General features: G+C 67.5%; 11 protein-coding genes. 8 read left to right on the forward strand and 3 right to left on the reverse strand.

Annotation, left to right across the window (positions count from 1 at the left end; all coding sequences use genetic code 11):
* Positions 1-3: 3 nt before the first annotated feature.
* Positions 4-4,026: a type VII secretion protein EccCb gene (gene eccCb, locus FHR38_RS12855; RefSeq protein WP_184534892.1), complete on the forward strand. Its 4,023-nt coding sequence runs from the start codon at positions 4-6 to the stop codon at positions 4,024-4,026.
* A 31-nt stretch (positions 4,027-4,057) separates the two neighbouring features.
* On the forward strand, positions 4,058-5,437 hold the full coding sequence (locus FHR38_RS12860; protein WP_184534893.1) for an EsaB/YukD family protein: 1,380 nt from the start codon (positions 4,058-4,060) through the stop codon (positions 5,435-5,437).
* A gap of 55 nt (positions 5,438-5,492) precedes the next feature.
* Here the strand turns inward: FHR38_RS12860 and FHR38_RS12865 are convergent, their stop codons facing one another.
* Positions 5,493-6,056, reverse strand: coding sequence for a response regulator transcription factor (locus tag FHR38_RS12865; RefSeq protein ID WP_184534894.1), 564 nt, complete (start codon positions 6,054-6,056; stop codon positions 5,493-5,495).
* 259 nt (positions 6,057-6,315) lie between these two features.
* Between FHR38_RS12865 and FHR38_RS33205 the strand changes: the two genes are divergently transcribed.
* The 3 genes from FHR38_RS33205 to FHR38_RS12880 all read left to right on the forward strand — a co-directional run bounded on the left by FHR38_RS33205 (position 6,316) and on the right by FHR38_RS12880 (position 11,934).
* The gene (locus tag FHR38_RS33205; RefSeq protein ID WP_184534895.1) at positions 6,316-11,097 is read left to right on the forward strand and encodes a WXG100 family type VII secretion target; all 4,782 of its coding nucleotides are present in this window, start codon (positions 6,316-6,318) and stop codon (positions 11,095-11,097) included.
* A gap of 165 nt (positions 11,098-11,262) precedes the next feature.
* The gene (locus FHR38_RS12875) at positions 11,263-11,583 is read left to right on the forward strand and encodes a WXG100 family type VII secretion target (RefSeq protein WP_184534896.1); all 321 of its coding nucleotides are present in this window, start codon (positions 11,263-11,265) and stop codon (positions 11,581-11,583) included.
* A 30-nt stretch (positions 11,584-11,613) separates the two neighbouring features.
* Positions 11,614-11,934: a WXG100 family type VII secretion target gene (locus FHR38_RS12880; RefSeq protein ID WP_184534897.1), complete on the forward strand. Its 321-nt coding sequence runs from the start codon at positions 11,614-11,616 to the stop codon at positions 11,932-11,934.
* 82 nt (positions 11,935-12,016) lie between these two features.
* Here FHR38_RS12880 and FHR38_RS12885 read toward each other — a convergent pair whose 3' ends face one another.
* Complete coding sequence (locus FHR38_RS12885) at positions 12,017-12,670, reverse strand: hypothetical protein (RefSeq protein WP_184534898.1); 654 nt, start codon at positions 12,668-12,670, stop codon at positions 12,017-12,019.
* Positions 12,671-12,879: 209 nt separating this feature from the next.
* On the opposite strand from FHR38_RS12885, the gene FHR38_RS12890 reads away from it, so the two are divergent.
* Positions 12,880-13,218: a WXG100 family type VII secretion target gene (locus FHR38_RS12890; RefSeq protein WP_184534899.1), complete on the forward strand. Its 339-nt coding sequence runs from the start codon at positions 12,880-12,882 to the stop codon at positions 13,216-13,218.
* Between the two features lie 82 nt (positions 13,219-13,300).
* Here the strand turns inward: FHR38_RS12890 and FHR38_RS12895 are convergent, their stop codons facing one another.
* Positions 13,301-13,948 (reverse strand): hypothetical protein, encoded by a 648-nt coding sequence (locus tag FHR38_RS12895; RefSeq protein WP_184534900.1) that lies wholly within the window; start codon positions 13,946-13,948, stop codon positions 13,301-13,303.
* 233 nt (positions 13,949-14,181) lie between these two features.
* On the opposite strand from FHR38_RS12895, the gene FHR38_RS12900 reads away from it, so the two are divergent.
* On the forward strand, positions 14,182-14,679 hold the full coding sequence (locus tag FHR38_RS12900) for a hypothetical protein (RefSeq protein WP_184534901.1): 498 nt from the start codon (positions 14,182-14,184) through the stop codon (positions 14,677-14,679).
* Positions 14,680-14,685: 6 nt separating this feature from the next.
* The gene (locus FHR38_RS12905) at positions 14,686-26,463 is read left to right on the forward strand and encodes a WXG100-like domain-containing protein (protein ID WP_184534902.1); all 11,778 of its coding nucleotides are present in this window, start codon (positions 14,686-14,688) and stop codon (positions 26,461-26,463) included.
* The last annotated feature ends 20 nt before the right edge of the window (positions 26,464-26,483 follow it).

The raw sequence follows: 26,483 nt of genomic DNA on the forward strand, positions 1-26,483 counted from the left end.
CCGATGACCAAGCTCGCCTTCCACCGTCCGGCCCGGTTCCTGCTGCCCGAGCTGCCCAACGAGAGCGTCACGCTGCCCACGCCGCCGGAACCGCCCAAGGAGAACGGCGCCTCCAACGTGTGGAGCCTGGTGATGCCCCTGCTGAGCAGCGTGGGTATGGCCGCCTACATGGTCACCTTCGGCCGGCCCACTCTGATCATCATCGGTGTCCTGTTCTTCGTCACCTCAGTGGGTGCCGTGATCGCGCTTCGGATGCAACAGCGCAGCACGGCCGGCAAGCAGCTCCGCAGGCAGCGGACCCGCTATCGCGGCCACCTCAAACTGTCCCGGGCCCGCGCCCGCGAGGTGGCCACCGCGCAGCGCACCGTCGCCGCTCTGGCCAACCCGGAACCGGCGCGACTCTGGTCGATCGCCACCACCCGGATGCGGGTATGGGAGCGACGCCAGCACGACAGCGACTTCCTGCGCATCCGCGTCGGCTGCGGGTCCGTACGTCTGGCCACACCGATGCAGATGGACGGTCAGATGGACCCACTGACCGAGTACGACTGGGATTCCGCCCAGGCTGCGCACCTGCTCATCGAACGGATGGGCCGGGTCGACCGGCAGCCCATGGTGATCGACATCGGTGCCGCCGGAGTGGTCAGCCTGGTCGGCGGCACGGCCCGCACCGAGCCGTTGCTGCGCGCGATGCTCTGCCAGATCGCCGTGCTACACGCGCCGGACGACGTGACCATCGCCATCGAAACCTCCGGGGCGTCGCAGTGGGAATGGGCCAAGTGGCTGCCACACACGTTCGAGCCGAAGGCCCGCAGCGAGGCCGGCACCGTATCGCTCGTCTCGCCCCAGCCCGAACTCCTCGGCCCGTACCTGCATCAGGAACTGGTCAGGCGAGCCGAGGAGCAGAGCAACCGCCGCAGCGCGCTGGAGCAGGGCAAGGCACCCCGCCAGCGTCGGCTGATCGTCGTCTTCACCGGATTCGCCCCGGTCTCCGAATGGGGCCGCTCCGAGCTGATGAACGCGCTGCTCGGCGCCGCCGGCCCGGACCTCGGCCTCACCCTGATCTTCCTCGCTGACCACGATCCGGACGAGCCGGGCCGGGTGGACCTGCGCATCCGGGTAGGCGGCGACGGCCGGGTCGTCACCGAGGGACGCACCGAACTGGTGACCACCCCCGCGGTGGGCTGCGTGCCGGACGCGATCACCCCGGACTTCGCCGAACTGATCGCCCGCAGCCTCGCACCACTGCGCCTCAGCGACGAACGCGAGCAGGTCCTGTCCCGGGTCACCTCCCTGGCTGAGATGGTTCTCGGCGCCGAGCCGTTCGACGGCGACCTGACCCGCCGTTGGGTGGGTGCTGGCGATTCGCGGATGCTGCGCACGCCGATCGGAACGAACGGCGAGGGCGAGACGGTGGTCCTCGACATCAAGGAGTCGGCGCAGGGCGGATCCGGCCCCCACGGGCTGATCGTGGGTGCCACCGGATCCGGCAAGAGCGAGCTGCTGCGAACCCTGGTCACCGGGCTCGCCCTGACCCACTCGCCGGAACTACTCAGCTTCGTACTGATCGACTTCAAGGGTGGTGCGGCGTTCGCGCCGCTGGCCGGGCTCCCCCACACGGCCGGGCTGATCACCAACCTGGTCGACGACAGCGCCATGATCGACCGGGTGCTCGCCGCGCTCATCGGCGAGCAGCAGCGTCGCCAGCAGATGCTGCGCGACGCGGGCAACCTGGACACGATCCGGGAGTACCAGATGCGCCGCAGTGCCGGCGCCACCAAGTCGAACGGCGAGCCGCTGGAGCCGCTGCCGTACCTGTTGATCATCGTGGACGAGTTCGGGGAACTGCTGACCGGCCGACCCGAGTTCAGCGACCTGTTCGTACAGATCGGCCGGCTCGGCCGCAGCCTCGGCATGCACCTGCTCCTGGCCACCCAACGCCTCGAGGAGGGCCGGCTTCGCGGGCTGGACTCCCACCTGTCGTACCGGATCTGCCTGCGCACGTTCAGCGCCTCCGAGAGCCGTACCGTGATCGGCACTCCGGACGCGTACAAGCTGCCCCCGATTCCCGGCTCCGCCTACCTGAAGGTCGACGAGTCCATCTACACCCGGCTGCGCGTCGCGCACGTCTCCGCCCGCCACGTCAGCTCCGCCGAACGTGACGCGGCGGCGGGGCGCGCCACCGGCGGGCTGGTGCCGTTCGAGATCCGCACGACTGCGGACATCGTCGAGCCGGAACCCGAGGAGCCCGATCTGAGCGTCGGCACCGGACCGACCGAGCTACAGATCGTCGTGGACCGGCTCAGCTCGGTCACCGCACCGGCACACCAGGTGTGGCTGCCACCGCTGCCCGCCGCCCTCGCCCTCGACCACCTCATCGGCCGTCCCGCCGTACAGTCCGGCCGTGGCTACTCGTCCCGGCTGTGGCCGTACAACGGCAAGCTGGCCGTACCGCTCGGCCTGCTGGACCTGCCGGTCCGGCAGGAACAGGAAACCTTGGTGATGGACTTCGGCGGGGCGCACGGGCACCTCGCCGCCGTCGGCGCGCCACGAACCGGCCGCAGCACACTACTGCGCACCATCATGTTGTCCACGATGCTCACCCACACACCGGAGGAGGCGCAGTTCTACTGCATCGACTACGGCGGCGGAACCCTGCACCCGTTCGCGCAGGCACCGCACGTCGGCTCGGTGGCCGGGCGCACCGACCGGGAGTTGGTGAGCCGGACGCTCGCCGAGATCCGTCAGCTCATCGCGGAACGGGAACGGCTGATGCGACAACTCGGCGTCGACTCGATCAGCGACTTCCGGGAACGCCGCGCAGCCGGGCGACTACCCGGCACCCTGCGCAGCGCCGACGTCTTCCTGATGATCGACAACTGGGGGGCGTTCCGGGCCGAGTTCGAGAACGCCGACGCGATCCTCTCCGACATCGCGAGCCGCGGACTCGGTGTGGGCGTCCACGTGGTGATGACCAGCGGCCGTTGGAACGACATCCGGCCCCAGTTGCGCGACAGCATCGGCACCCGGATGGAGCTGCGGCTCAACGACCCCACCGAGTCCGAGGTGCACCGCCGGCTCGCCGCACGGGTACCCAACGACGTCGCCGGCCGGGGCATCAGCCCGCCGGGTGCGTTCTTCCAACTGGTGCTGCCGCGCCTGGACGGCCGGGACAGCATCGACGGGCTCCGGGAGGCCCAGGAGGAGATGCTGGCCAAGATTGTCTCCGGCTGGACCGGGCACACCGCACCGCCCATCCGGTTGCTGCCACACCGCGTCGAGGTGCGGGAGCTGACCAGCAAGCCGGACACCAGCGCCGTACCGATCGGGTTGGCCGAGGACAACCTACAGACAGTCACGATCGACCTCACCGACGAAAACCCACACTTCCTGGTGTACGGCGACGCCGGATCGGGCAAGTCGACCCTGCTCAAGACCTGGCTGACCGGACTCACCGACCGCAAGTCGGCCTACGACATCCGGGTGGTCTTGTTCGACTACCGGCACAGCCTGCTCGATGTCGTACCCGAGGAGCACCTCGGCGCGTACGCCGGCGACGCCACCACCGCCCAGGTGTACGTCCAGCAGGTGGTGGAGAAGCTCAAGGAACGCATCCCCCCGATCGGCATCACCCAGGCGCAACTGCGAGCCCGGGACTGGTGGGAGGGGGCCGAACTGTACGTCGTCGTCGACGACTACGACCTGCTGGCCGGCGGTGCGGGGGCTCCACTGAACCCCCTCGCCGCGTTCATCCCGCAGTCCCGTGAGGTCGGCCTGCACGTGGTCCTCGCCCGGCGGGTGGCCGGCATGTCCCGCAGTCTCGGCGATCCGCTCGCCGCCCGGATCCGCGACATGGGCACCGGCGGCCTGATCCTCTCCGGTGACCAGCGCGAAGGCGTCGTGCTCGGCGACGAACGGGCCGCCCAGCGCCCGCCCGGTCGCGGCGTGCTGGTACAGCGCGGCCGCCCGAACCGGCTGATCCAGGTGGCCACCACCGCCGAGGCACCCGCCCCGACCTCCTCCTGACGACCCGCGTGACCCTCGAAAGGCAACATCGATGGCCAACGAACAGAGCCGAATCACCGTCGTCGGCACGCACCGCCGGGTCGACATCGCCGTGCCGTCCGCCACCCCGATCGGTGAGTACGCACCCCGGCTGGCAGAACTGTGTGGCCAGAAGGAAGCCGGCATCATGCCGCCGGCCTGGTCGCTGGCACCCCCCGAAGACGCCGCCTACCCACTCGACGCGACCCTGCGGGACCTGGGCATCGTCGACGGTCAGGTGCTCTACCTGCGCGACCTCGCCCAGGAACCCGGTGATGCGCCCGTTGTCAAGGACATCGACGAGGTGGTCGCCGACGAGTCGGCACAGCAGCGCCGCCAACGCATGCACGCCGGACCGGCAGTCGTGGCGTTCGGCCTGGTCTGGCTGCTGGCCGCCACCGTGCTGACAGCGTGGCGGACCGGCCTTGGCGTCGGTGCTCTGGCGATGCTCGTGCTAGCCGGGGTCACGCTGCTCGGTGCCAGCTGGGGGCTCGGGCAGCGGCAAACGGCGGTGCCCGGCGGCCTGCTGCCGGTCATCTCCCTCGCTGCGGTGCCCTGCTTCGCGGTCGCCGGGATGTTCGTCGCCGACGGGCTGGGCGGCCCGGACTACCGCTGGGCCGGTGCCATCGTCGGCGCAAACCTAGCCACCCTCATGGCCCTCGCGATCGGCCCCAACCTGGTCCTGATGGCCGTACAGTTCCAGCTGTTCGTGGCCGCCGTGCTCGCGTTCCTGCTTCTCGCCCTTGACGCGAACGCGCTCGAGGCCATGGCGGCGATCGCCGCCGTTTCGACCGGGCTGCTCGCCGCGGCTCGGCGGACCGCCGCCACGGTCACCGCCTGGGGCCGGGAGCGCCCCCGCGGCCGGGAGACGGCAGCCAACGCCACGGCCCAGTTGGTGGCCCAGTCCGGGCGGACTCTCGGCGTCGTCATGACCGGGCCGGCGCTGGCTCTCGTCGTGGTGCTGCCGATGCTGGCCCTGTCCGAACGAGCCTTCGCCGTCGCGGTGGCGGCCGTCGTCACCATCGCGTTGCTCACCCGGGTCCGGAGGTCCGCCTTCACCAGCGAGCTTCTGTTGATCGGCGGTGCCGCGATGGTCGGCCTTTTCAGCATGCTCCTCAAGCTGATCAGCATGATCGGGGGATCCGTGACCCTGCTGACCGTGCTGTCGCTCGGCTCCGGCCTCGCCGTCGTCGGCATCGGCGTCGCGTTGGCGGTCCTGGTCACCGGGCCTGACGACGACGATCCCGAGACGCCAGGGGGCCTCGTCCGGCCCCGCAAGCGCAGCCGCGCTGAGGGGATCGGCATGGTTGCCGGCATCGCCATCGCCCCGCTCACGATGGGCGTGTTCGGCGTCTTCAGCCACCTCGTCATGGTCGGCCGCACACTGTTCTGATGGTTGCCGGGTGCGCGGGGTAGGCCCGGCACCCGGCCCCGGCCGACCGGCATCACTACGCCGCCGGGGTGATGCGTCGCTTCTGCGCGACGTGCCCCAACTCGATCGCCATGCGGGTCAGGTCGGCCTTGTTGCTGACGTTCAGCTTCGCGCGGATCCGCTTCGCGTATGTGTTGACCGTCGCCTGCGACAGGCCCATCCGGGTGGCGATCTGCGCATGCGTCAGGCCCGACGCGATCCAGCGCAGTGTCTCAATCTCGCGCGGTGCCAGGCCGCTCTGCTCCTCCTCGGTATGCCCGGCCAACTCCACCTGGAACTGGCCGACCATACGCGGGCAGATGTAGAAGCCACCATGGGCGATGACCCGCATCGCCTCGCGGACGTCACGCTGTTCGGCAAACCGGCTGATACAGCCCCGGGCACCGGTCCGGATGGTGGCGAGCAGTGTCGGCGAGCCCTCCCACACCGAGCTGACCAGCGGAGGACCTACGGTCGCCACCTTGGCCACCGCGTCGAGCGCGGCCGTCGACAGGTGTGGCAGATCCAGCACCACCACGTCGTACGAATCCGCGCGCTGGTACAGCTCCTCGACCGACGCGACGGCCGTCACGACCCGCATCCTGGCATCGTCAGACGCCAACTTCTCCATCCCGGCGCGTGATACCGGGTGGTCCGCGACGATCGCTACTTGGTACACGGCTCCTCCATGCGGCCTCCCGCACACGCGGGAACTCGGCCCTAAGACGGGTCCGGGCACGGGTCGGTTCACAAATCACCCGACGGATGTCTGGGGTACGTCCCCGAAGGAGGTATTGCGCCCGTTCCCGGACCCGCTCCTAGCCTCGACGGGCATCCGTCCGCCTAGCGAGGAGGCCGATGTGCCGACCGACGGCACTGTCCAGACGCTCTCCGACGGCACCGTCATCACCTATGACTCAGACGGGCACCCCATCCGCCAGGTCACGCCGGACGGTTCGGTATTTGACCGGTTCACCCCTGACGGCAGGCCACTGCACGGCACGGTGCCAGGCTCAGACGGCCAGCCAGCACAGAGCGTCGACATCACCTACCAAGGCAACGCGAGTACCTGGCGCTACACCGACGGCACCACCGTCACCTACAACAACGACGGCAACGTCGTACGCCAACAACTCCCCGACGGCACCGTCTTCGACCAGTTCACTGCCGACGGCAAACCAACACACGGAATCCTGGCAGGCAACGACGGCCAGCCAGCACAGACAGTTGACATCACCTACCAAGGCAACGCGAGTACCTGGCGCTACGCCGACGGCACCACCGTCACCTACAACGACGACGGCAACGTCACACGCCAACAACTCCCCGACGGCACCGTCTTCGACCAATTCACCCCTGACGGCAGGCCACTGCACGGCACGGTGCCAGGCTCAGACGGCCAGCCAGCACAGAGCGTCGACATCACCTACCAGGGCGACGCCAGTACCTGGCGCTACACCGACGGCACCACCGTCACCTACAACGACGACGGCAACGTCGTACGCCAACAGTTGCCGGACGGCACCGTCTTCGACCAGTTCACCGCCGACGGCAAACCAACACACGGAATCCTGGCAGGCAACGACGGCCAGCCTGCGCAAGCAGTCGACATCACCTACCAGGGCGACGCGAGTACCTGGCGCTACGCCGACGGCACCACCGTCACCTACAACGACGACGGCAACGTCACACGCCAACGACTCCCCGACGGCACCGTCTTCGACCAATTCACCACCGACGGCAAACCAACACACGGGACCATCCCCCCATCAGACGGCCAACCCGCGCAAACAGTCGACATCACCTACCAAGGCGACACAAGCAGCTGGCGCTACGCCGACGGCACCACCGTCACCTACAACGACGACGGCAACGTCACACACCAACAGTTGCCGGATGGATCGGTATTTGACCGGTTCACTGCTGACGGCAGGCCAACACACGGAGTGTTGGCAGGCAACGACGGCCAGCCTGCGCAAGCAGTCGACATCACCTACCAAGGCAACGCGAGTACCTGGCGCTACGCCGACGGCACCACCGTCACCTACAACGACGACGGCAACGTCACACGCCAACGACTCCCCGACGGCACCGTCTTCGACCAATTCACCACCGACGGCAAACCAACACACGGGACCATCCCCCCATCAGACGGCCAACCCGCGCAAACAGTCGACATCACCTACCAAGGCGACACAAGCAGCTGGCGCTACGCCGACGGCACCACCGTCACCTACAACAACGACGGCAACGTCACACACCAACAGTTGCCGGATGGATCGGTATTTGACCGGTTCACTGCTGACGGCAGGCCAACACACGGAGTGTTGGCAGGCAACGACGGCCAGCCTGCGCAAGCAGTCGACATCACCTACCAAGGCAACGCGAGTACCTGGCACTACACCGACGGCACCACCGTCACCTACAACGACGACGGCAACGTCACACGCCAACAACTCCCCGACGGCACCGTCTTCGACCAATTCACCCCCGACGGCAAGCCACTGCACGGAGTGTTGGCAGGCTCAGACGGCCAGCCAGCACAGAGCGTCGACATCACCTACCAAGGCGATGCGAGCACCTGGCACTACGCCGACGGCACCACCGTCACCTACAACGACGACGGCAACGTCACACGCCAACAACTCCCCGACGGCACCGTCTTCGACCAATTCACCCCCGACGGCAAGCCACTGCACGGAGTGTTGGCAGGCTCAGACGGCCAGCCAGCACAGAGCGTCGACATCACCTACCAAGGCGACGCGAGTACCTGGCACTACACCGACGGCACCACCGTCACCTACAACAACGACGGCAACGTCACACGCCAACAACTCCCCGACGGCACCGTCTTCGACCAATTCACTGCCGACGGCAAGCCAACACACGGAATCCTGGCAGGCTCAGACGGCCAGCCAGCACAGAGCGTCGACATCACCTACCAAGGCGATGCGAGCACCTGGCACTACGCCGACGGCACCACCGTCACCTACAACAACGACGGCAACGTCACACACCAACAGTTGCCGGACGGATCGGTATTTGACCGGTTCACTGCTGACGGCAAACCAACACACGGCACGGTGCCAGGCTCAGACGGCCAACCGACGCAGAGCGTCGACATCACCTACCAAGGCGACACAAGCACCTGGCGCTACACCGACGGCACCACCGTCACCTACAACACCGACGGCAACGTCACACACCAGCAACTCCCCGACGGCACCGTCTTCGACCAATTCACTCCCGACGGCAAACCAACACACGGAGTACTGGCAGGCTCAGACGGCCAACCGCCACAAAACGCCTACATCACCTACAACGACAACGGCAGCACCTGGACCTTCGACGACGGCACCATCGTCGTCCACGACACCGCCGGCAACGTCGTTCAGCAGACCACACCCGACGGGGTCGTGTTCGACCAATTCACTGCCGACGGCAGGCCAACACACGGCACCATCCCCCCATCAGACGGCCAACCCGCACAAACCGTCGACATCACCTACAACGACAACGGCAGCACCTGGACCTTCGACGACGGCACCATCGTCGTCCACGACACCGCCGGCAACGTCGTTCAGCAGACCACACCCGACGGGGTCGTGTTCGACCAATTCACTGCCGACGGCAGGCCAACACACGGCACCATCCCCCCATCAGACGGCCAACCCGCACAAACCGTCGACATCACCTACAACGACAACGGCAGCACCTGGACCTTCGACGACGGCACCATCGTCGTCCACGACACCGCCGGCAACGTCATCCGCCAGCAACTACCCGACGGCACCGTCTTCGACCAGTTCACCGCCGACGGCAGACCAACACACGGCACCATCCCCCCATCAGACGGCCAACCCGCACAAACCGTCGACATCACCTACAACGACAACGGCAGCACCTGGACCTTCGACGACGGCACCATCGTCGTCCACGACACCGCCGGCAACGTCATCCGCCAGCAACTACCCGACGGCACCGTCTTCGACCAGTTCACCGCCGACGGCAGACCAACACACGGCACCATCCCACCGTCAGACGACAGACCAGCGCAGACCGTCGACATCACCTACGACGGAGACAACAGCACCTGGCATTACGCCGACGGCACCACGGTGGTCCGCAACAACGCCGGCGACACCGTATGGCAGAAGCTCCCCGACGGCACCGTCTACGACCAGTTCACCCCAGACGGCAAACCAACACACGGCACCATCCCACCGTCAGACGACAGACCAGCGCAGACCGTCGACATCACCTACGACGGAGACAACAGCACCTGGCATTACGCCGACGGCACCACGGTGGTCCGCAACAACGCCGGCGACACCGTATGGCAGAAGCTCCCCGACGGCACCGTCTACGACCAGTTCACCCCAGACGGCAAACCACTACACGGCACAGTGCCGGGCAAGGACGGCCAGCCGCCGCAGACGGTGACGGTGGCCTATCAGGCTGACGGGTCGTCGACGTGGACCTATCACGGCCCGGACGGAAACACGATCGTCTCGCGGGGCGCCAATGGTGCGGTGGTCTCGCAGCGGCTGCCGGACGGCACGGTCTACGACCGGTTCACCCCAGACGGCAAACCACTACACGGCACAGTCCCACCGTCGGACGGGCAGCCTGGGCAGACGGTCACGATCAACTACAACAGTGACGGCACCAGCACCTGGACCTACACCGACCCGAGCGGCAAGCCGACCTCGGCGGTCACCAAGGACGCCAACGGCGTACCGATCATTATGGTGGCCGACGGCTGGACCTTCGACGCGTTCGACGCCGGTCGCCCCACGCACGGCTTCAAGCCGGGTGAGAACGGCGCGGGGACCGAGACGGTCGATATCCGTTACAACAGCGGCGGCAGCGTCTGGACCTACACCGACCCCGACGGCGACAAGACGGTCATCACCAAGGACGCCGACGGGACAACCGTGAAGATGGAGGCCGACGGCTGGACCTACACCAAGTTCGACGCCGACGGGCGCCCCACCTACGGAACAAAGCCTGGTGCTGACGGCGGCCCCGCCGAAACTGTGCAGATCACGTACACGAGTGACGGTGGCAGCGTCTGGAAGTACGGCGACACCACGATCACTCGCGATGCTGACGGCAACGTGGTGAAGCTTGAAGCGGACGGCTGGACCTACACCAAGTTCGACGACCAGGGCCGGCCAACGTACGGCACAAAGGGGGACGAGAGCGTCCAGATCAGTTACCACGATGGTCTGATCGAGTCGACCTACTCGGACGGCACGGTCATCGTGACTGACGACAACGGACGGCCGCTGGCCCAAACCGTCGACGGCATCGCCGCCGAATACCGGGTGGAGATCCCGAAGCTGCTCGCGGCGAAGACCACGGTCGCGACGGAACGCGACAGCATCAGCCAGACCATCGGCGTGATGAAGTCGTGGTTCCACGCCATGAACTTCTACTGGAACGGTCCGGCCGCAGATCAGTACTACGCGATCTACGACGAGGTCACGAAGATCGCGAACAATTTGGAGACCGTGCTCGACGAAATGGTGACCGCGCTGGGCCAGGCGTACAACCGGTATCTAGAGGCCGAAGGAGGAAACCTCAACAACCTCACGCCGCTCTCGTACGAGGACGGTCACTGGGAGCGAACGCCGTGATCGGGCCGGGGAGCGCTGATGTCCCTCAAAGGCGGACGTCGAGGCGGGTACCGGCCACCGTCGAGTCATCCAAATCGGTTTCTGGGCTGTCCGGCCAGAGCTTGGGACGCTGGACCGAACGAGTAAATCCTCACGAGTGAATCCCAACGAGAGGGGCGCAGTGTTTTGCAGACGACACAGGTAACCCCGGAACTGGTAAGCGCGGCGGCCGCGAGTTGCGACTCCACCGCTGCTGAGATTGAGGCCGACCTGAAGGCCCTGAAGTCGTACGTGATCGACCTCCAGACGGTCTGGCAGGGTGTCGCGTCCGGCCAGTTCAACCAGCTGATGCAGGACTTCGACATCTATGGCCGGATGCTGCAGAACTCGCTGTCGGACATCGCGAGCGGCCTGCGTGGCAACGCCGTCAACTACGTCGAGTCCGAGATGGCGAACATCAACAGCCTCGTCGCGGTCAACGGCGACATCCCCGGCGCTCGGCTCTGAGCGCCAGCCAACCGAACGGAAGGACCGACAATGCCGGATCCCGCATCCAGTCATCTCCGGGTGCCGCTGGAGCTCGAACTCGCGGGTGCCGAGATCAACCGCCAGGCCGGTGTGATCGTGGACAAGCTCGAAGCGCTCAAGTCGAAGCTCACGCCGATCGCGGACACCTGGCAGGGCGACGCCAAGACCTACTACGAGGGGCTCCAGGGCGAGTGGAACCTGGCCGCCGACGGCCTGTTCGGGCAGACCGGCGTGATGGGCCAGATCGCCTCGGCGCTCAACCTGAGCTGGAACAACTACTCGGAGGCAGAGTGGATGAACCTGAAGACCTGGCTCCCGGCTGGCCGCTGACCCGCTCGCACCTTCCGCGATGCGATGCCACGCTCGGACGGATCCGGGCGTGGCATCGTCGTGCCGTGTCGGGTCCGCTCGATCAGTCTATTCCTTCGATCCACCATTCCGGTTCGTCGATCCACGCGCCCCGGTCGGCGCCAGCGTAGATCTGACCCACGTCGTTGAACACGCCCATCGCGGTGCCGACGAGGTGGATGACGCCACCGACGCTCTGGAGCAGTTGGTGGTGGCCGGTAATGATTTCGGCGGTCTGTTCCGGGTTGGGGTCCTTCTCCTTTACGTCGTAAGCTATGTTGCGACCCATCTCATTTCCGCCCTTGCCGGAGACGGCTGACACATGTTTCGTCGGATTGGCGTTCGGGGCCCAGAAGATCCAGTCCTCGTCTTTCATTACCCGGTCGCGCATCGCCTCGAAATCGGTGATCTGGGTCTCCACCTCGCCCATGATCGCCACCTGGTAATCATGGATCTCGCCGGGTGCGACCGCGAAAGCTGCCTCGTCTGGCCTGAGCGGGTCCGGCGGCGGATCGCCCTCTTTATCCGGCTTGGGTGGCTCTGGTGGCAGGGGATAGCCGTCCTTGTCGACCGGCTCTCCCTCGTCGTTGACCCAGCCGCCGTTGCCGTCGGACTCCGGCTTCTCCGGGGGTACGGAGAAGTTCTCCTGCTCGCCGTTGAGGTCCTTCGAGGTCCACTCGACCGTGAGATCGACAAGATCTTGCCCATCGGCTGCCATAGGCGCACTGTCGCGCGACTTCGATCGCCAGCGCAAGGTCCCTTTCGGGGCGATCCCGCGTCGCCAGCGGCGGTCGGCTGGCTGGGTGCACCCAGCACACGTCCCATTGGGGCGACTGATGGGGCACGAACGGGGACTGGGGCGCTGCCGGACGTGGCGGCTAGCGTCGAAAGCAGATCCAGACTGGGACAACGGGTCAAGGAGCGGTGATGGGCAGCGACTTCTCATCGAATGCGCCTGCCGTCTACCACAATCCGACGGTGCAGATCTATATGGACCCGGGCGAGGTGCACGATATCGCCCACGGGTACCTGCTGCGCTATCTAGGCATGATCAAGGACAGCTGGAGGAAGATCGCGGACACCTGGCAGGGCGACGCCAAGACCTACTACGAGGGGCTCCAGGGCGAGTGGAACCTGGCCGCCGACGGCCTGTTCGGGCAGACCGGCGTGATGGGCCAGATCGCCTCGGCGCTCAACCTGAGCTGGAACAACTACTCGGAGGCGAAGTGGATGAACCTGAAGACCTGGCTCCCGGGCGGACGCTGACCCGCTCGCACCTCCGGCGATACGATGCCACGCTCGGACGGATCCGGGCGTGGCATCGTCGTGCCGTGTCGGGTCCGCTCGATCAGTCCATTCCTTCGATCCACCATTCCGGTTCGTCGATCCACGCGCCCCGGTCGGCACCGGCGTAGATCTGACCCACGTCGTTGAACACGCCCATCGCGGTGCCGACGAGGTGGATGACGCCACCGACGCTCTGGAGCAGCTGGTGGTGGCCGGTAATGATTTCGGCGGTCTGTTCCGGGTTGGGGTCCTTCTCCAAATCGAAGTAATGGTAGGGACCGATCTCATTTGCGGGCCTGCCGGCGCCCGGCCGAACTTTTATCGGGTAGGCGTTCGGGGACCAGAAGATCCAGTCCTCATCTTTCATTACCCGGTCGCGCATCGCCTCGAAATCGGTGATCTGGGTTCCCACCTCGCCCATGATCGCCACCTGGTAATCATGGATCTCGCCGGGTGCGACCGCGAAACTCGCCTCGTCTGGCCTGAGCGGATCCGGCGGCGGATCGCCCTCTTTATCCGGCTTGGGTGGCTCTGGTGGCAGGGGATAGCCGTCCTTGTCGACCGGCTCTCCCTCGTCGTTGACCCAGCCGCCGTTGCCGTCGGACTCCGGCTTCTCCGGAGGTACGGAGAAGTTCTCCTGCTCGCCGTTGAGGTCCTTCGAGGTCCACTCGACCGTGAGATCGACAAGATCTTGCCCATCGGCTGCCATAAGTGCACTGTCGTGCCACTTCGATCGCCGGCGCAAGGTCCCTCTCCCTCTCATGGGGCCTCTTGGGGCCTCTTGGGGCGGTCCTGCGTCGCCCGGCCGGACGAAGGGCGCGTCCTGGCACACGTCCCTATTGGGGCGACTGGTTGGGCACGAACGGGGACTGGGGCGCTGCCGGACGTGGCGGCTAGCGTCAAAATCAGGTCCAGACTGGGACAACGGGTCAAGGAGCGATGATGGGCAGCGACTTTTCATCGAATGCGCCCGCCGTCTACCACGATGCGACCGTGCAGATCTTCATGGACCCCGGCAAGGTGCACGACATCGCCCACGGGGACCTGCTGCACTACCTCGGCATGATCAAGGACAGTTGGAAGAAGATCGCGGACACGCTGGAGGATCTGAAGCTCGGATGGGCTGGTGAATCCGCCGAGGCCGCCCAGGCATTCTCCGAGCGGCTGATAAACGTGCAGGCCGATGTGTTCGGGGTGTCCGAGGAGGAAGGCGACCGGGCCAAGGCCGGCATCCTGGATTTGCTTCGCTACGGCGCGGTACACGCGGCTGCCAACTTCGGTGCCGCCGAAGGAAATGCCACGGAGTACCTCAATAAATTCGCCGCTGCGCTTGAGGAAAAGGTGGAGGAGGGCGAGGACGTGCCTCAACCGGAGTCCAACCCCAACGGCCCCGTCTCGATCGAATACGGAACAGCTCTCGTGAAACCGCCGAGCGACTAGCACCCGATGTCGATCAATCCCGATCCGGCAAAAATCCGCGCGCTTGCCACGGAATGGCGTAACCAGGCGGACCGACTGAAGACCCTGCGCCAAAAGCTGGCCACCGACTTCAACGCGATGACAAAGTGGCGCGGTGCGGGGCAGGTGGCCGGCGCCCGGGTCATCACGGCCACGGCACAGAAGGTCGCCGACATGGAAGGCGCCTGCCGAAAGTGGGCCGACAATCTTGACGAAATGGCCAAAAAGGTCGAGGAGAAGATTGAGAAAGAGCGAATCGCGAGCATCGTCGCGATCTTCACTGGGATCTTCAGCATCCTGCTGATCCCGCTCTCCTTCGTACTCGGACCGCTTCTGGGCAGCCTCGCCGGCCTTCTGGTCGGCTTGGCGAACCTCGGCCGGGTGGCGTCCTACGTCGCCAACCTGGTGTTGGACCTGGCATTGGGCATCCTCGTCTACGGCACCCTCCAGCTAGGTATCGAGATGGCGGGCGAGGCTATCGCCCACCTTTCCGTCACCGGCAGCGCCAGCTTCACGCCGTCGCCGTGGATGGCCCTCAACGTCGGGCTGGCCGCCCTGCTCGGCGGCCTCTTCTCGATCCGTACCTGGAAACTGCCCCCCAAGACCACCGGCAACAACTCCACAGTCCTCGACGTCCCGGCTGTCGGTAACACCACGGTGCCGCAGCCGGAGGTCGGCGGCCTGCACGGTGCGCCACCGCCATCGTCGATGTCCGGCGGGCGAGTTAGATCGTCGTTCGACTCCACCATCGAAACCACCTCATCCGTCTCGAGGAGCGTCACCCCGCCCCGCAACATGCATACCGCCGACATCCCGTCAGTCACCTCGCCGCCGTTAACCGGGCGGCCGCCAATCGGTGGCTCGGGTCAGAATTTCGACGTCGGCGGTGGTTCACCGGCTGGTCGCGCCGCGCGCGCCCCGGATGTCGCGACGGGCGGCGACATCGTCAACGTCCCGACCGCGGTCAAGCCCACTCCGCCGGTTCGGCCCCCTGCCGAGATCCGTTCGGGCGGCACCGATCCGGCTTTGGGCGGGCCGCGCGACATCACCCCTGAGCCGGGACGCCCGTTTCCGAACGGCAGCAAGCCGGGGGGCACTCCCCCGCTGCGGCTCGAGACCAACCTCACGCATGTGAGCCCCGACCAGCTGCCAGGTGTCCCGCTCGGGGGCGGCAAGACGCCACAGGTAGAAGCCACGCCACCAACTCCCGTCCGCCCGGCAACCTCGCTGCAACATCCCGACACGACGGTGCTGCCCCAGACCGGCCGCAACGGTGTGGAACTGCCCCGGATGCAGGCCGACCAGATCACCGTCGGCGCTCCTCCCGCCTCGCCGAAGGCCGTCACGCCCCCCTCACGTCCCACCGAGATCACCCTGTCCCCGCAGGACGCTCCCCAGGTGCCCCACACCAAGGTCGGCGCGGAGGGAAAGCTGCCGTCCGTCCCGTCGAACTTTTTGAAGCCGCCGCCGAAGACGCCCGCGAACCTGCATACGCCGACACTGACCGCACCGGAGGCGGTGCCGGGTGGCGTCACCTCGCCGCACCTGACGACGGGCGGCGCTGCAAACCCGCCGTCAGTGCGGACGCCGACCGCGCTACAGGAAATGTCCGAAGTGAGCGGTGGACTACACCGCCCGGCCGGCACGGTTCGGAGTCCGGAGCCGCTGGGTACGGACATCAACGCAGGCAAGACACCGGTACGGTCAGAGCCGCTGTCGACCGGTCGGCCGGATCTGTCAACGGGCGGGATGTCACACCGTCCCGTGGCACCAGAGATGCGCAGTCCGACGGCGGAAATCCGTACACCAGGGCCCGAGGTGCGTGCCCCAGCGTCAGAAATCCGCACACCAGGGCCCGAGGTACGCACCCCAACGTCAGAGATCCGTACACCAGGGCCCGAGGTGCGTGCCCCAGCGTCAGAAATCCGCACACCAGGGCCCGAGGTACGCACCCCAGCGTCGGAAGTCCGGTCCCCTGCGGCTGATCTGCGGACACCCGGGAACCCAGATCGCACTCCCGCCCACCTCCAGCAGCGCGACCTGGGAAGCGAGGCGAGCACGCTCTCCCGTCGTCCGGTCACGCCGACCGAAAGCCCGCACACGACCGGCACCAATTCGGGCCGGACGACGCACAGCACACCACTGGAATCCGTAAACAGTCGGGCGGATCTGGCTGGTGCTGCCGGGCACGGTGGTACCGGTGGACGCGGCAGGCCAAGCGTCGAGCAACCGGCGACCGGCACCACCTCGCGAGACCTGACACCAGCGCCACCCGACAGCCCACCTGTCGGCACGACGGCGCGGGGCCGGGACGTACCGCCGACGGCGAACTTCGAGGCGGCCCGCGCCGCCCGCGCGGAACTCGACTCCGCTGTGCAGGCCGACGGTGGGGCTGCGGCGGGCAAGGGCAGCCGGGCACTCACCCCGGCGGAGGCGGCCAAGGCGCTGCGCGAGGCACAGCGCAAGGCGCTGCTGGCCGAGTTCTGGCCGTCGGTCAAGGACGGCATCATCCGGCAGTTCCGTTGGACGGCCACCGAGTACGCCACGACGGGGCACAGTCAGTTGACCCGCTTCGCGAACCACTTTGCGGCGGAGGCTGGCGTCGCCAAGGAGCTTCCGGCGATCCGCAACCTGATCGACGAGAAGTTCGCAACCCTCGTTCAGGGGGAGATGTCCCAGGCCGTACGCACCGTCGCAGCCGACATCGCCACCCGCGCCGGAATGCCCACGGCACAGGTCGCGAAGCTGACCGGTGCTCTGGTCGCCACCGAGCGGCAGGCCCTGGCTCAGGCGTTGAAGGAGTTTCGGTCCGGTCTGCGTGACTTTCGCGCGGGGCGACCGGTCGGCGAGCGGCCCGTCATGGACGAGTCACTGCGTACCGCCGAGCAGAGTCGGCTTCTCCACCAGTCGGAGAAGGACGCTGCCGCGTGGGCAAAACAGCGGGACAAGGAGTTCGGCAATCTCAGTAAGGAGATCGGCCGGCTCTACCAGCCGCTTCGGCGGCCCGCGCCGGTGGACCAGCCCCGCTTGGCGCCGGAGCCGAAGTCCGGCCTGACCGGAGCCGCCCGCGACGCCCACTGGGCCGAGGTCCGCACCGCGCTGGACGACAGCCACCGGCTGAAGGTCGCCTCCGCCGCGACCGTCGAGAAGCTGCGCCCCAACGCCGTCGCCGACTTCGACAAGGCTGTCCAGAGGTCTGCGGAGATCGCCGGGATGTCGCGGTCACGACCCGGCAGCCAGCCGCGGCTGCCATCGCTGGAGTCGCTGCCGCCCGAGGCCACTGCCGAGTTGCGCATGGTGTTTCGGGACGCCGTGGACGAGGCCTTCAACCGGATCTGGCGGCCGGTCATCGAGGCTGGCCTCGGATCGGGGAGCGCACGGTTCACGGCCACCGCCGCGCACTGGAAGTCGACGTACAACGGCATGCAGTCCCGCCTTCAGGTCGAGGGGATGGTCTTCCACGAGCTGAAGCAGCTCGAGGACGAGGTACGGGCCGTCGCCTCGGCTGTTGGTCGGAACCCGCGCGGGGCCGACATGACGGCCGTCCTGCAGGAGATCAGGTCCACGGTCCAAGCCGACATGACGGCGATGGTCAGGCAGGCAGACCTGATGAGCATCACCCGAAACGTACGGACCGAGGGCATCGAGGACCTGGTCCGGCATCGGAAGTTCGCCCGGGGCGACTGGATCACGATGGTCGACCAGCACGTGTCGGGCGGATTCACCGTCCCGCGTCCGGCCGGGCCGGTACGCCCGACGTCGGGACCGGCCGATCCGGTACTCCCGGAGCCGGGGCCGACGACCGGTTTCCGCATGGCAGACAACTCGCCGCCCGCCGCGCCGACGCACCATCCCGATCTCACCAAACAGCGGAATGCCGCCGTGGAGTCGTTCGGCCGGCTCGACTCGAAGTCGCTCGCCCAGCTACCGGAACCCGTCGCGGGCCGGCTCACCACCGCGTACGTCCAGGAACGTCTGCTCGCGTTCGACCAGATCTTCCACGGCGGTCGGGGCGTGCAGTCCGGGGATGGGCTGGTCGGCCTCGCCCGCGGTGCCGACGTCCCGCCCACCGCCGCGCCCACTCGCCTCGACCAGTACGCCCGCTTGGACGAGGTGATCACCGCCCACAACCTGGGGGCTGTCCGGGTGCCCTCCGGCATCGTCGTGCATTCCGGTGCCGCTGGAGACGGCCTGAGCAAACTGGTGAACGCCGCGCGGTCGTTCACGGAGATCCCCGGCCGCACCCGCGTGTTCCTCGGCCCGGGTGTCGAAGCGAACTTCCTCGCTGATGTGGGCTCCCGGGTCGGCCGCAACCTGGTGGTACACGCACCCCTCGTGGGTGAGTCGCAGTTGGCAGCCCTCGGTGAGCGAGTCGGACTCACCGGGGTCCTGCACGGACGCCCGGCCGCCGCCGACCTCGGTCGGGCCGTTCCGGTCGATCACGCCGGCCACCCGACCTTCCCGCACGCCGCCGTCGAATGGCACTCGCCGCGTCCCGGGTCCGCCTCCGGCACGTCGTACGACGGTCTCCCGGTCGGCCTGGAGCACTCCGGCCGGCCCGGTGCCGCCCGGCTCGCCGAAGGGTGGACGCTGGAGTGGCACAGCTGGGGTGTGTGGGCCCGGCCGCCCGACGTGTCCGCAGCCGACGCGTTGCCGATCCGCGCCGGTCAGCAGTCCGATGGTTCGACGATGGTGGTGGGCACGCCCGACGTCGTGGTGCCCCCCTCCGTGGCCGCCCAGGTGCGTGACCTGGCGCACGGGCTGCCAACCCCCGGCGGCTCCCCAGCGATCAGGTGGCTGAGTACCGAAGGACGCATAGGCGACGAGGTGGCTCGGCCGGGCCCAACCGCCGCCGAGTTCGCGGGACGCGGCCTGGATGAAAAGTACGCAGGCGCGCTGGACTTCGCCCGTACCCGTGATCTGCTCCGTAAGCAGATGGTCGATGACATCGACCAGGCGGAGCCCTTCGACTTCCGCGTCTTTGGCTCCGAAGACGGGGCGGTGGCGGTACGGCAGGGGATCGAGTCCGACGTCGACAAGCTGGTCACGACGTATCTCGGCAAGGGCGGCGCCGAGGGGTGGCACGAGTTTCCGGACGTTGCCGGGTTCGTCACCCGGTATGCCGAGCTCCGCATCCAGATGGCGTTCCGCTTCGAGGCTCGCTCGCTGATGGACGAGTGGCTGCCTCGAACGCAGGCGAAGATCGACGAGGCGTTCGCCGGCAACCGGTGGGCGCAGAACTTCGAATCGCTGCTGGGCGCAGGCGGCAGGGCCGAGGTGGGGGCGCTGCGTAACGAATTCAGTACGCGGTTCAACGAAATGTTGAGGAAGTCCGCCGACGACGTCGCCCTGGATTTCTCGGCCGGTGCTGGTCAGGCGGGCCGCGACGGAAGCGCGTTCATCCGGGCCGTTGACGAACGGCTGACGACGATGCTCCACTCCCTGCCCCAGCGCGTCGAGTACTTCATCTCCGGCAACCGGTCCATCCATTACGCAAGCGCCGCCGACGGTGTGCCGGCCAGTAACGAGGTGCGGACGGTTCTCGGCCAGCGAATCCGGCAGCAGCATGAGGAGTTGTTCGGTCGCGACGGCGAGCTGAGCATGGAGCGGTGGAAACCTGGGGCCGAGGACCCCGACGCTGCCTTCTCCGCGTACGTCGGTGACATGCTGACCCCGGACCAGGTTGGCCTCGTGATGAGCCGGTTCGATCAGGCACACGTGGGGCTGCGTGCCGCCGACCCCGCGTTCGACCTGGCGGCAACGGAGTCGGCCGCGCGAATCGTGGTCGCGGCCACCGTCGTGACCCGGGTGGAGCAGATGGTCGCGGACCGGGCGCTGGCCCGGCTGCGAGCCGGCCTGCCCGACGATCTCACTCCGCAGCAGGTCGCCGAGTTCCGCAACACCCTGATCGCCAGAGTCGACGCCGAACTGCGGACCGGAAACCGCAACGTGGCGCTTGCGGACATCGAAAACCCGCAGGCCTGGGGGGACGCCTGGCGATTGCGATTCGAGGAGTTGACCGGTCCTCGGCTAGTTGAGGAGTTGAACCTGGCCGCCCAGCCGGACCGGGTCCGGCAAGCAGTCGGCTTGTTGGAACGCGACCTCCTCGACGACATCGAACTGAACGCCGCATTCACCCTCGGCGACACCGGTCGGGTCCTCGACGTGGCGACGACCAGGCTGACTCGGGCGTATGACGAACTGCAGGCCGCCGGCCTGACCCCGAGGGAGTTCGACGCGGAGTGGAACCAGATTGTCCGGAACACGCGGGCTGGCCTGGACGACTGGCTTGAAGGGGACTTCGATGCCCAGATAAGGATGTCGCGCGCAGCGGACGACTTCCATCGGATCGAACGTGCCGACCTGACCGCGAACCGGTCCGCTCTCCCGCAGAAACAGCTGGACGATCTGGCTGCCGGCTACCGCGCCGACTACCTGGCCGAACATTCCGATCTGCCGCGACTGGGGAATCTACAGCGCTGGCTCGAGCACGAGCACCAGGCGGGCAACAAATTCTGGTCCTCGCTGCACGCGAGCCGGATTCAGGACCTGAACCGGCAACTGTCGGCGGAACTGGCCACCGTACGCAACCAGCTCGCGCCGGACCAGGACTCCTTGCCTCTCGTAACGGCGGCGAGCGCGAAGCTGGAGAGGGACTTTGCCAACGGCCTGCACACGGCGTCCCACGGTGCCGGTCGCGTCGATGGGGGATTCGTCACCCGGGCGCAGAAGAACCTCACCGACTTCACTGCCTCGCTCGAGTCCCGGCTCACCATCCAGATGCTGGAGCTGCGTGCCAGCGCTACGGTCGACCGGTTCGTCACTCAGCGTCACTCGCAGCTGTCCTCGGCCGACCAGGTACAGCGTCTGGACAAGGTCGCCAACGACGTCAAGGCGGAGCTGAGCAGCCAGTTCCGCGCCACGCTCGGCCAGCAGACCACCAAGCTGCCGCCGTCGATGGGCAGGTCGGACCAGGAACTGCTGCTGACCGAGATCGGGCGCCAGGTCGACAAGAAGTTCGCCACCGCCCCCGCGGAGATACGCAAGCTCACCGGAGACCTACGCTCCCAGGTGACACGCTCGCTGGTGCACGATCCTGTTCCGGTACGCCAGGATGCCGGGTACGACGGTCACCGCCAGCGACTCGTCACCAAACTGAACGCGGCGCTGGATCAGGAAACGGCCCAGCTACAGCACCTGGATCCCAGCGATACGAGCATTGCCGAACGAGTCAACGGATTCCGCGATGATCTGCTGGCCGACCTCGACGGCATGCACCAGAAGCAGTGGACCGTCGGCTGGGCGGCCCTCGATTGGCGATACACCGAGCTGATCGGTGGGCTCCAGGCTGACCTGCATCGTCGTGCCGTCTCCGCTAACGCCCTGCCGCAGATCGAGCGCACCGTCGACGATCACCTCGCGGAGGCGTACGGCCGTCTGGCGCTGACGGAAGCGACCAGGGCCGCGACGGAGGCTGCCGGGGCCGCGTTCCGCCAGGCCGTCATCGGCGACTTCCAGAAAATCCGTACGTCTCCGGGCCAGTCCATCGAGGACGCCGTCGAGAACTGGCGCAGCCGGTACGGCCAGCTGGCCGAAAAGCTGGACTCGTGGCTGACGGTTCGTGTGCTCCGCGATCGCATGGTCGCGCAGCCGGGTGTCGCCACGAACGTCGTCGACCAGGAGCTGAGCCGCTATCTCGACGTCTCCGGCCGGTCGGCACTGCCGGTTTCGCTGGGTGTGGATGACCAGATCCAACTGGCCAAGCAGGTGACCGCCCGCCTCGACGCCAACCGCACCCCCAGCGTCAGCCAGACCCTCGACGCCAACCGCACCCCCAGCGTCAGCCAGACCCTCGACGCCAGCGGGACCCGCGACCTGGTGCGGAACATCGCCGCCGCGCCGGTGCCGGTCCGGCGCGGTGCCGGATTCGACGGCGAGCAGCAACAGCTCGCGCACCGCATCGATGTCGCGATCGCGGCGGCCGCCGACAAGCCCGGTCAGGGTGCGGCCGCAGCCGCCTTCAAGGCCCACCTCCTGGAGGAGTTCACCTCCGTCCACCGCCAGCGGTGGGACTTCGACCGAGGTTCATGGGAGCGGACGGTGCTGGAGCCGAGGCTGGCTGACGCCTCGGACGTGATCGCCGTGGAGTCGGCGCGCCTGGGGGCCTGGGCGAAGACCGAGCGGGCGATCACCGAGCGTTTGACGGAGGTGGCGGCAACACTGTCCGGGCCGCGGCTGCAGGCTGCGGTCGACGCGTTCCGTGCGGCGGTACGGGAACAGTTCGCAGCGGACCATCCGACCTTCACCACGTTCGGCCCGGAGCAGGCACTGGCCTGGGAGTCGCGGGTGCCGGAGATGCTCACCGGGGTCCAGTCCTGGCTCGTCGTCCACCAGATGCATGCCGGGCTGGTCCTGGCGGACACGACGCTGCCGCAGGCCGACCGGCGGGCGTGGCTCGGACAACGTGAGGCAACCGACCGGAGGCTGCTGCGGTATCTCGATCTCAGCCGGCCGTCGTCGCTACCACCATCTATGGGGTTGGATGAGCAGCTCCGCCTGGCCGCAGAGGTCACCGGGAGGAAGCGGTACGGCGACACGCCAAGCTTCGAGCCGGTGCCGGTGTCGGAGCAGGCCGGGATCGTCGGTGATCGGGCCGATCTGGAGAGCCGCCTCGACGCGAGGGTCGCCGATCTGGTGGGACGGCGCGCGGACGTACCGACGATCCACACCGACGCCGAGGCGCTCCGCACATCGGTCCTCGGTGATCTGGACGATCGGTACCGGTCGGCGTGGAACTTCAACCGCGCCGCCTGGCAGCAGCACCTCACCGGCCGACTGTCGGAGCGCAGCGTCGATGCCTGGATCGATGCGCGCCTGCTGCGGGCCGAGGAACTCGATCACCTGAGTGATCGGCTCGATGTCGCCCTGGCGGGCGCGGACAACGAGGCCGCCGATGCCGTGCGCCAGGCCCTCATCCGCGAGTTCGAGCGCCGGCATCCGGGGGCCGATACCTTCAGCGCCGAGGCGAGCGAGGCGTGGCGTGGTCGAGTCGATCAGGTGCTCGCGGCGTTGGACTCCTGGTTGGCCGGTCACGCGCGGCTTCAGCAGATTCGCGACGAGATCGAATCCGCGATGGCCCTACCGCTCAGGGCCTGGTCCGATCAGCGGGTGCCCGACTGGGAACTCGATCAACTACGGACCCTGGGTGCGGAGCTGCGCACGGCGGTGATGTCGACGCAGCCGGCCATCACCGCCGCGCGGGTGCTCGGCCCGGTGGAGCTGGTGTCGCGTGTCGAGCAGACGTTGGTATCCGTCTTCGACGAGTTGACCGGCCGGGACGACATCGGTCCGGGTTTGCTTGCCCTGACACCGAGGCTGCGGGCTGCGGCAGAGGCCGCGATCGACCGGGTACGTGCCCAGTCCAAGGGGCCGGCTACGGCTGCCACCCGGTCAGCCGAGGCGTCGGGTAAGACCGAGTCCACCTCGCCTGTCGCCCGCCCGAAGCAGTGGTTCCCCATCCCTGCCGACGGTAACTGCCTGTTCCATTCGGTGGTGGACAGCGCCCTCCGTCAGGGTGTTGCGTTGCCGCCGGGCGTCAACGACATGGCCTCGTTGCGTGCCTATGCCACCAAAGCGGTGCAGGCGGACCCGGGCGAGTTGGACAGTGTGTTCAGTGTCGGTCAACTCGTGGTCGACGACCTGCGATCCGGCCGGCACATGGCTCGCTCAGACTTCGGTGTTGACGGTAACCCGTCTTGGGACGACATCAGTCAACTCATCGACGATGGGGTAGAGGACGTACTCGACAGGTTGAGGTCCCGGGCCGGAACCTTGCCGCTCGTCAAGGTCGTGCTACGTCGCCTGGACGAAACCCGGCATATGCCGACGGCCAAGGACCTGATGGTCGAGGCGATGGCTGGTCCGGCGCTGTGGAACACCTCGATCGGCGATGCCGTGCCCGAGGTGTTGGCTCGGCTGCTGGACATCAACATTGTGGTGGTCGAGGGTGACAGTGAGAGAGCACTGAATCCGGACGCCTCGCAGACGCTTTACGTGCAGCGGGTCAGCCGGAACCACTACCAGTCTGGCGGACCGGCGTCCAATACCCGTCAGGCGAGCCCGAGCCACGACATGGCCGACGAGACGAACCCGGCCTTGCCGTCGGTGGTGACCGGGCTATCGCGTCGCGAGGTGCAGGTCCTCCTGGCCGAGAACAGACCCGATTTCGCCGAAGAGCTTCGTGCCATGCCGGGTGGTCGGTCCTCGGTCGCGCTCGACGTGTTTCGGAGGCGCGCCGAGGCGCTGTGGGAGCGGCTGGGCTTGGGCCACCGCTCCCGGGCAGAGCTCGACGCAGCAATCGCCCGCTTCCGGCAGCCTTGGGTGGGCGACGGCGGGTACGGCTCGCTCCTCAAGGAATTCCAGATCCACATCACGTACGAGCAGAAGATCGCGCCGCTCCTGACCGACGACCCGCAAGCGGCCGCCCGGCAGCGGTGGTCGCGGGAGGATCCCGCACTCGTCACGCAGGCCCTCGAAGCGTTTGAGCGTGACCGTAAGGCCGCCATCCACCAGGCGTTCGCCGCGACACATCAGTGGGATTGGCAGCGTGCCGTGAGCGCGGCCGAGGTCTTCGTGCGTATCCACGCCGCTCTGGTCGGGGAGCTGGACAAGTACCTTGCCGCCGCGAAGGAGGCGGCCGCCGCGCGCAAGCACGCCGCAGAGACGTTCGCCACCGCTGTCGAACAGCGGCAGGAACAGGAAGGAACTGTCCTCGACGAAGCGGCCGTCGCGGTCGCGTGGGCCGGCTTTGAACGCTATCTGACAACGCACCCGCGTACCGGTGCGAGGCAGCCGCTAAACGAGAGGGCCCTCGCCGAGTCCGAGCCGGCCCTGCGGAACCAACTCGACATGGCGGTGGTCTTCAGCCGGTTCACGGCGGCCCTGGCCAGTTTCCAACTGCCGGTCACCATGGCTCGAACCGTGATCCGCAACGGGCTCGATGTCTACACCCGCCTCCTTGGACGGTCGCACCGGGCCGAGCCGGCTTCGGCGGCCCTGCTGCACCGTTCCTTGGACTCGATCGAGGCCGAACTGCCCGCCCGGATGCGGTTTGACCGGCAGACCGCACAGCAACTCATCCGCCTCATGGACCGGATCTCCGTACCGGAGTTGCGCAGCCACGGGCTCGAGCCCCAACAGGCGGACATCGCCCACCGTCTGCTGATCGAACAGCTGCGGACACCGGTACGGACGGCTCTGACCGAGGCTGCCGACCAGGCCGCGGTGCTGCGGTTCGCACCGGACCAGGCCGATCGTCTCGCCCGCGATCTCGGCTCCCGGTTCGACGCACTGGTGGCATCCAGCATCGAACTCGACCCCGCACCCGGGGCAGTGATACGCGACGTGGCTCTGCGGGACCTGCTGGCCTCCGACGCCGGACGGGACTACCTCGTCGAGCCGGAGCCGCACGTCCGCGATCGCGCACTCGTCGACCTGGCCGGTTCGATGGACGCCGCCGCGCTCGCGGCGCTGCCCGCGCTGGTCGGCACGCTGCCAAGGACGGACGCGCAGGAGCTGGCGCTGGCCGCGATCCTGGCCGATGTGCGGCGTTACCTGGACGGGGCCCAGGCCGCGTTGGACGACGCGCTGACGCGGGCGGCCCAGGTCCGATCGACGGCCCGCGCGACGCTGATGGAGCATGTCATGATGCTCAGTCGGACCCACCCCGAGCTGAGCGAGCTCGCCGCCCGCATCATGGACTGCTGATCGGTGGACGTGCCGCTGTC

The sequence above is a fragment of the Micromonospora polyrhachis genome (assembly GCF_014203835.1).
In the GTDB taxonomy this organism is placed as follows: Bacteria; Actinomycetota; Actinomycetes; order Mycobacteriales; family Micromonosporaceae; genus Micromonospora_H; species Micromonospora_H polyrhachis.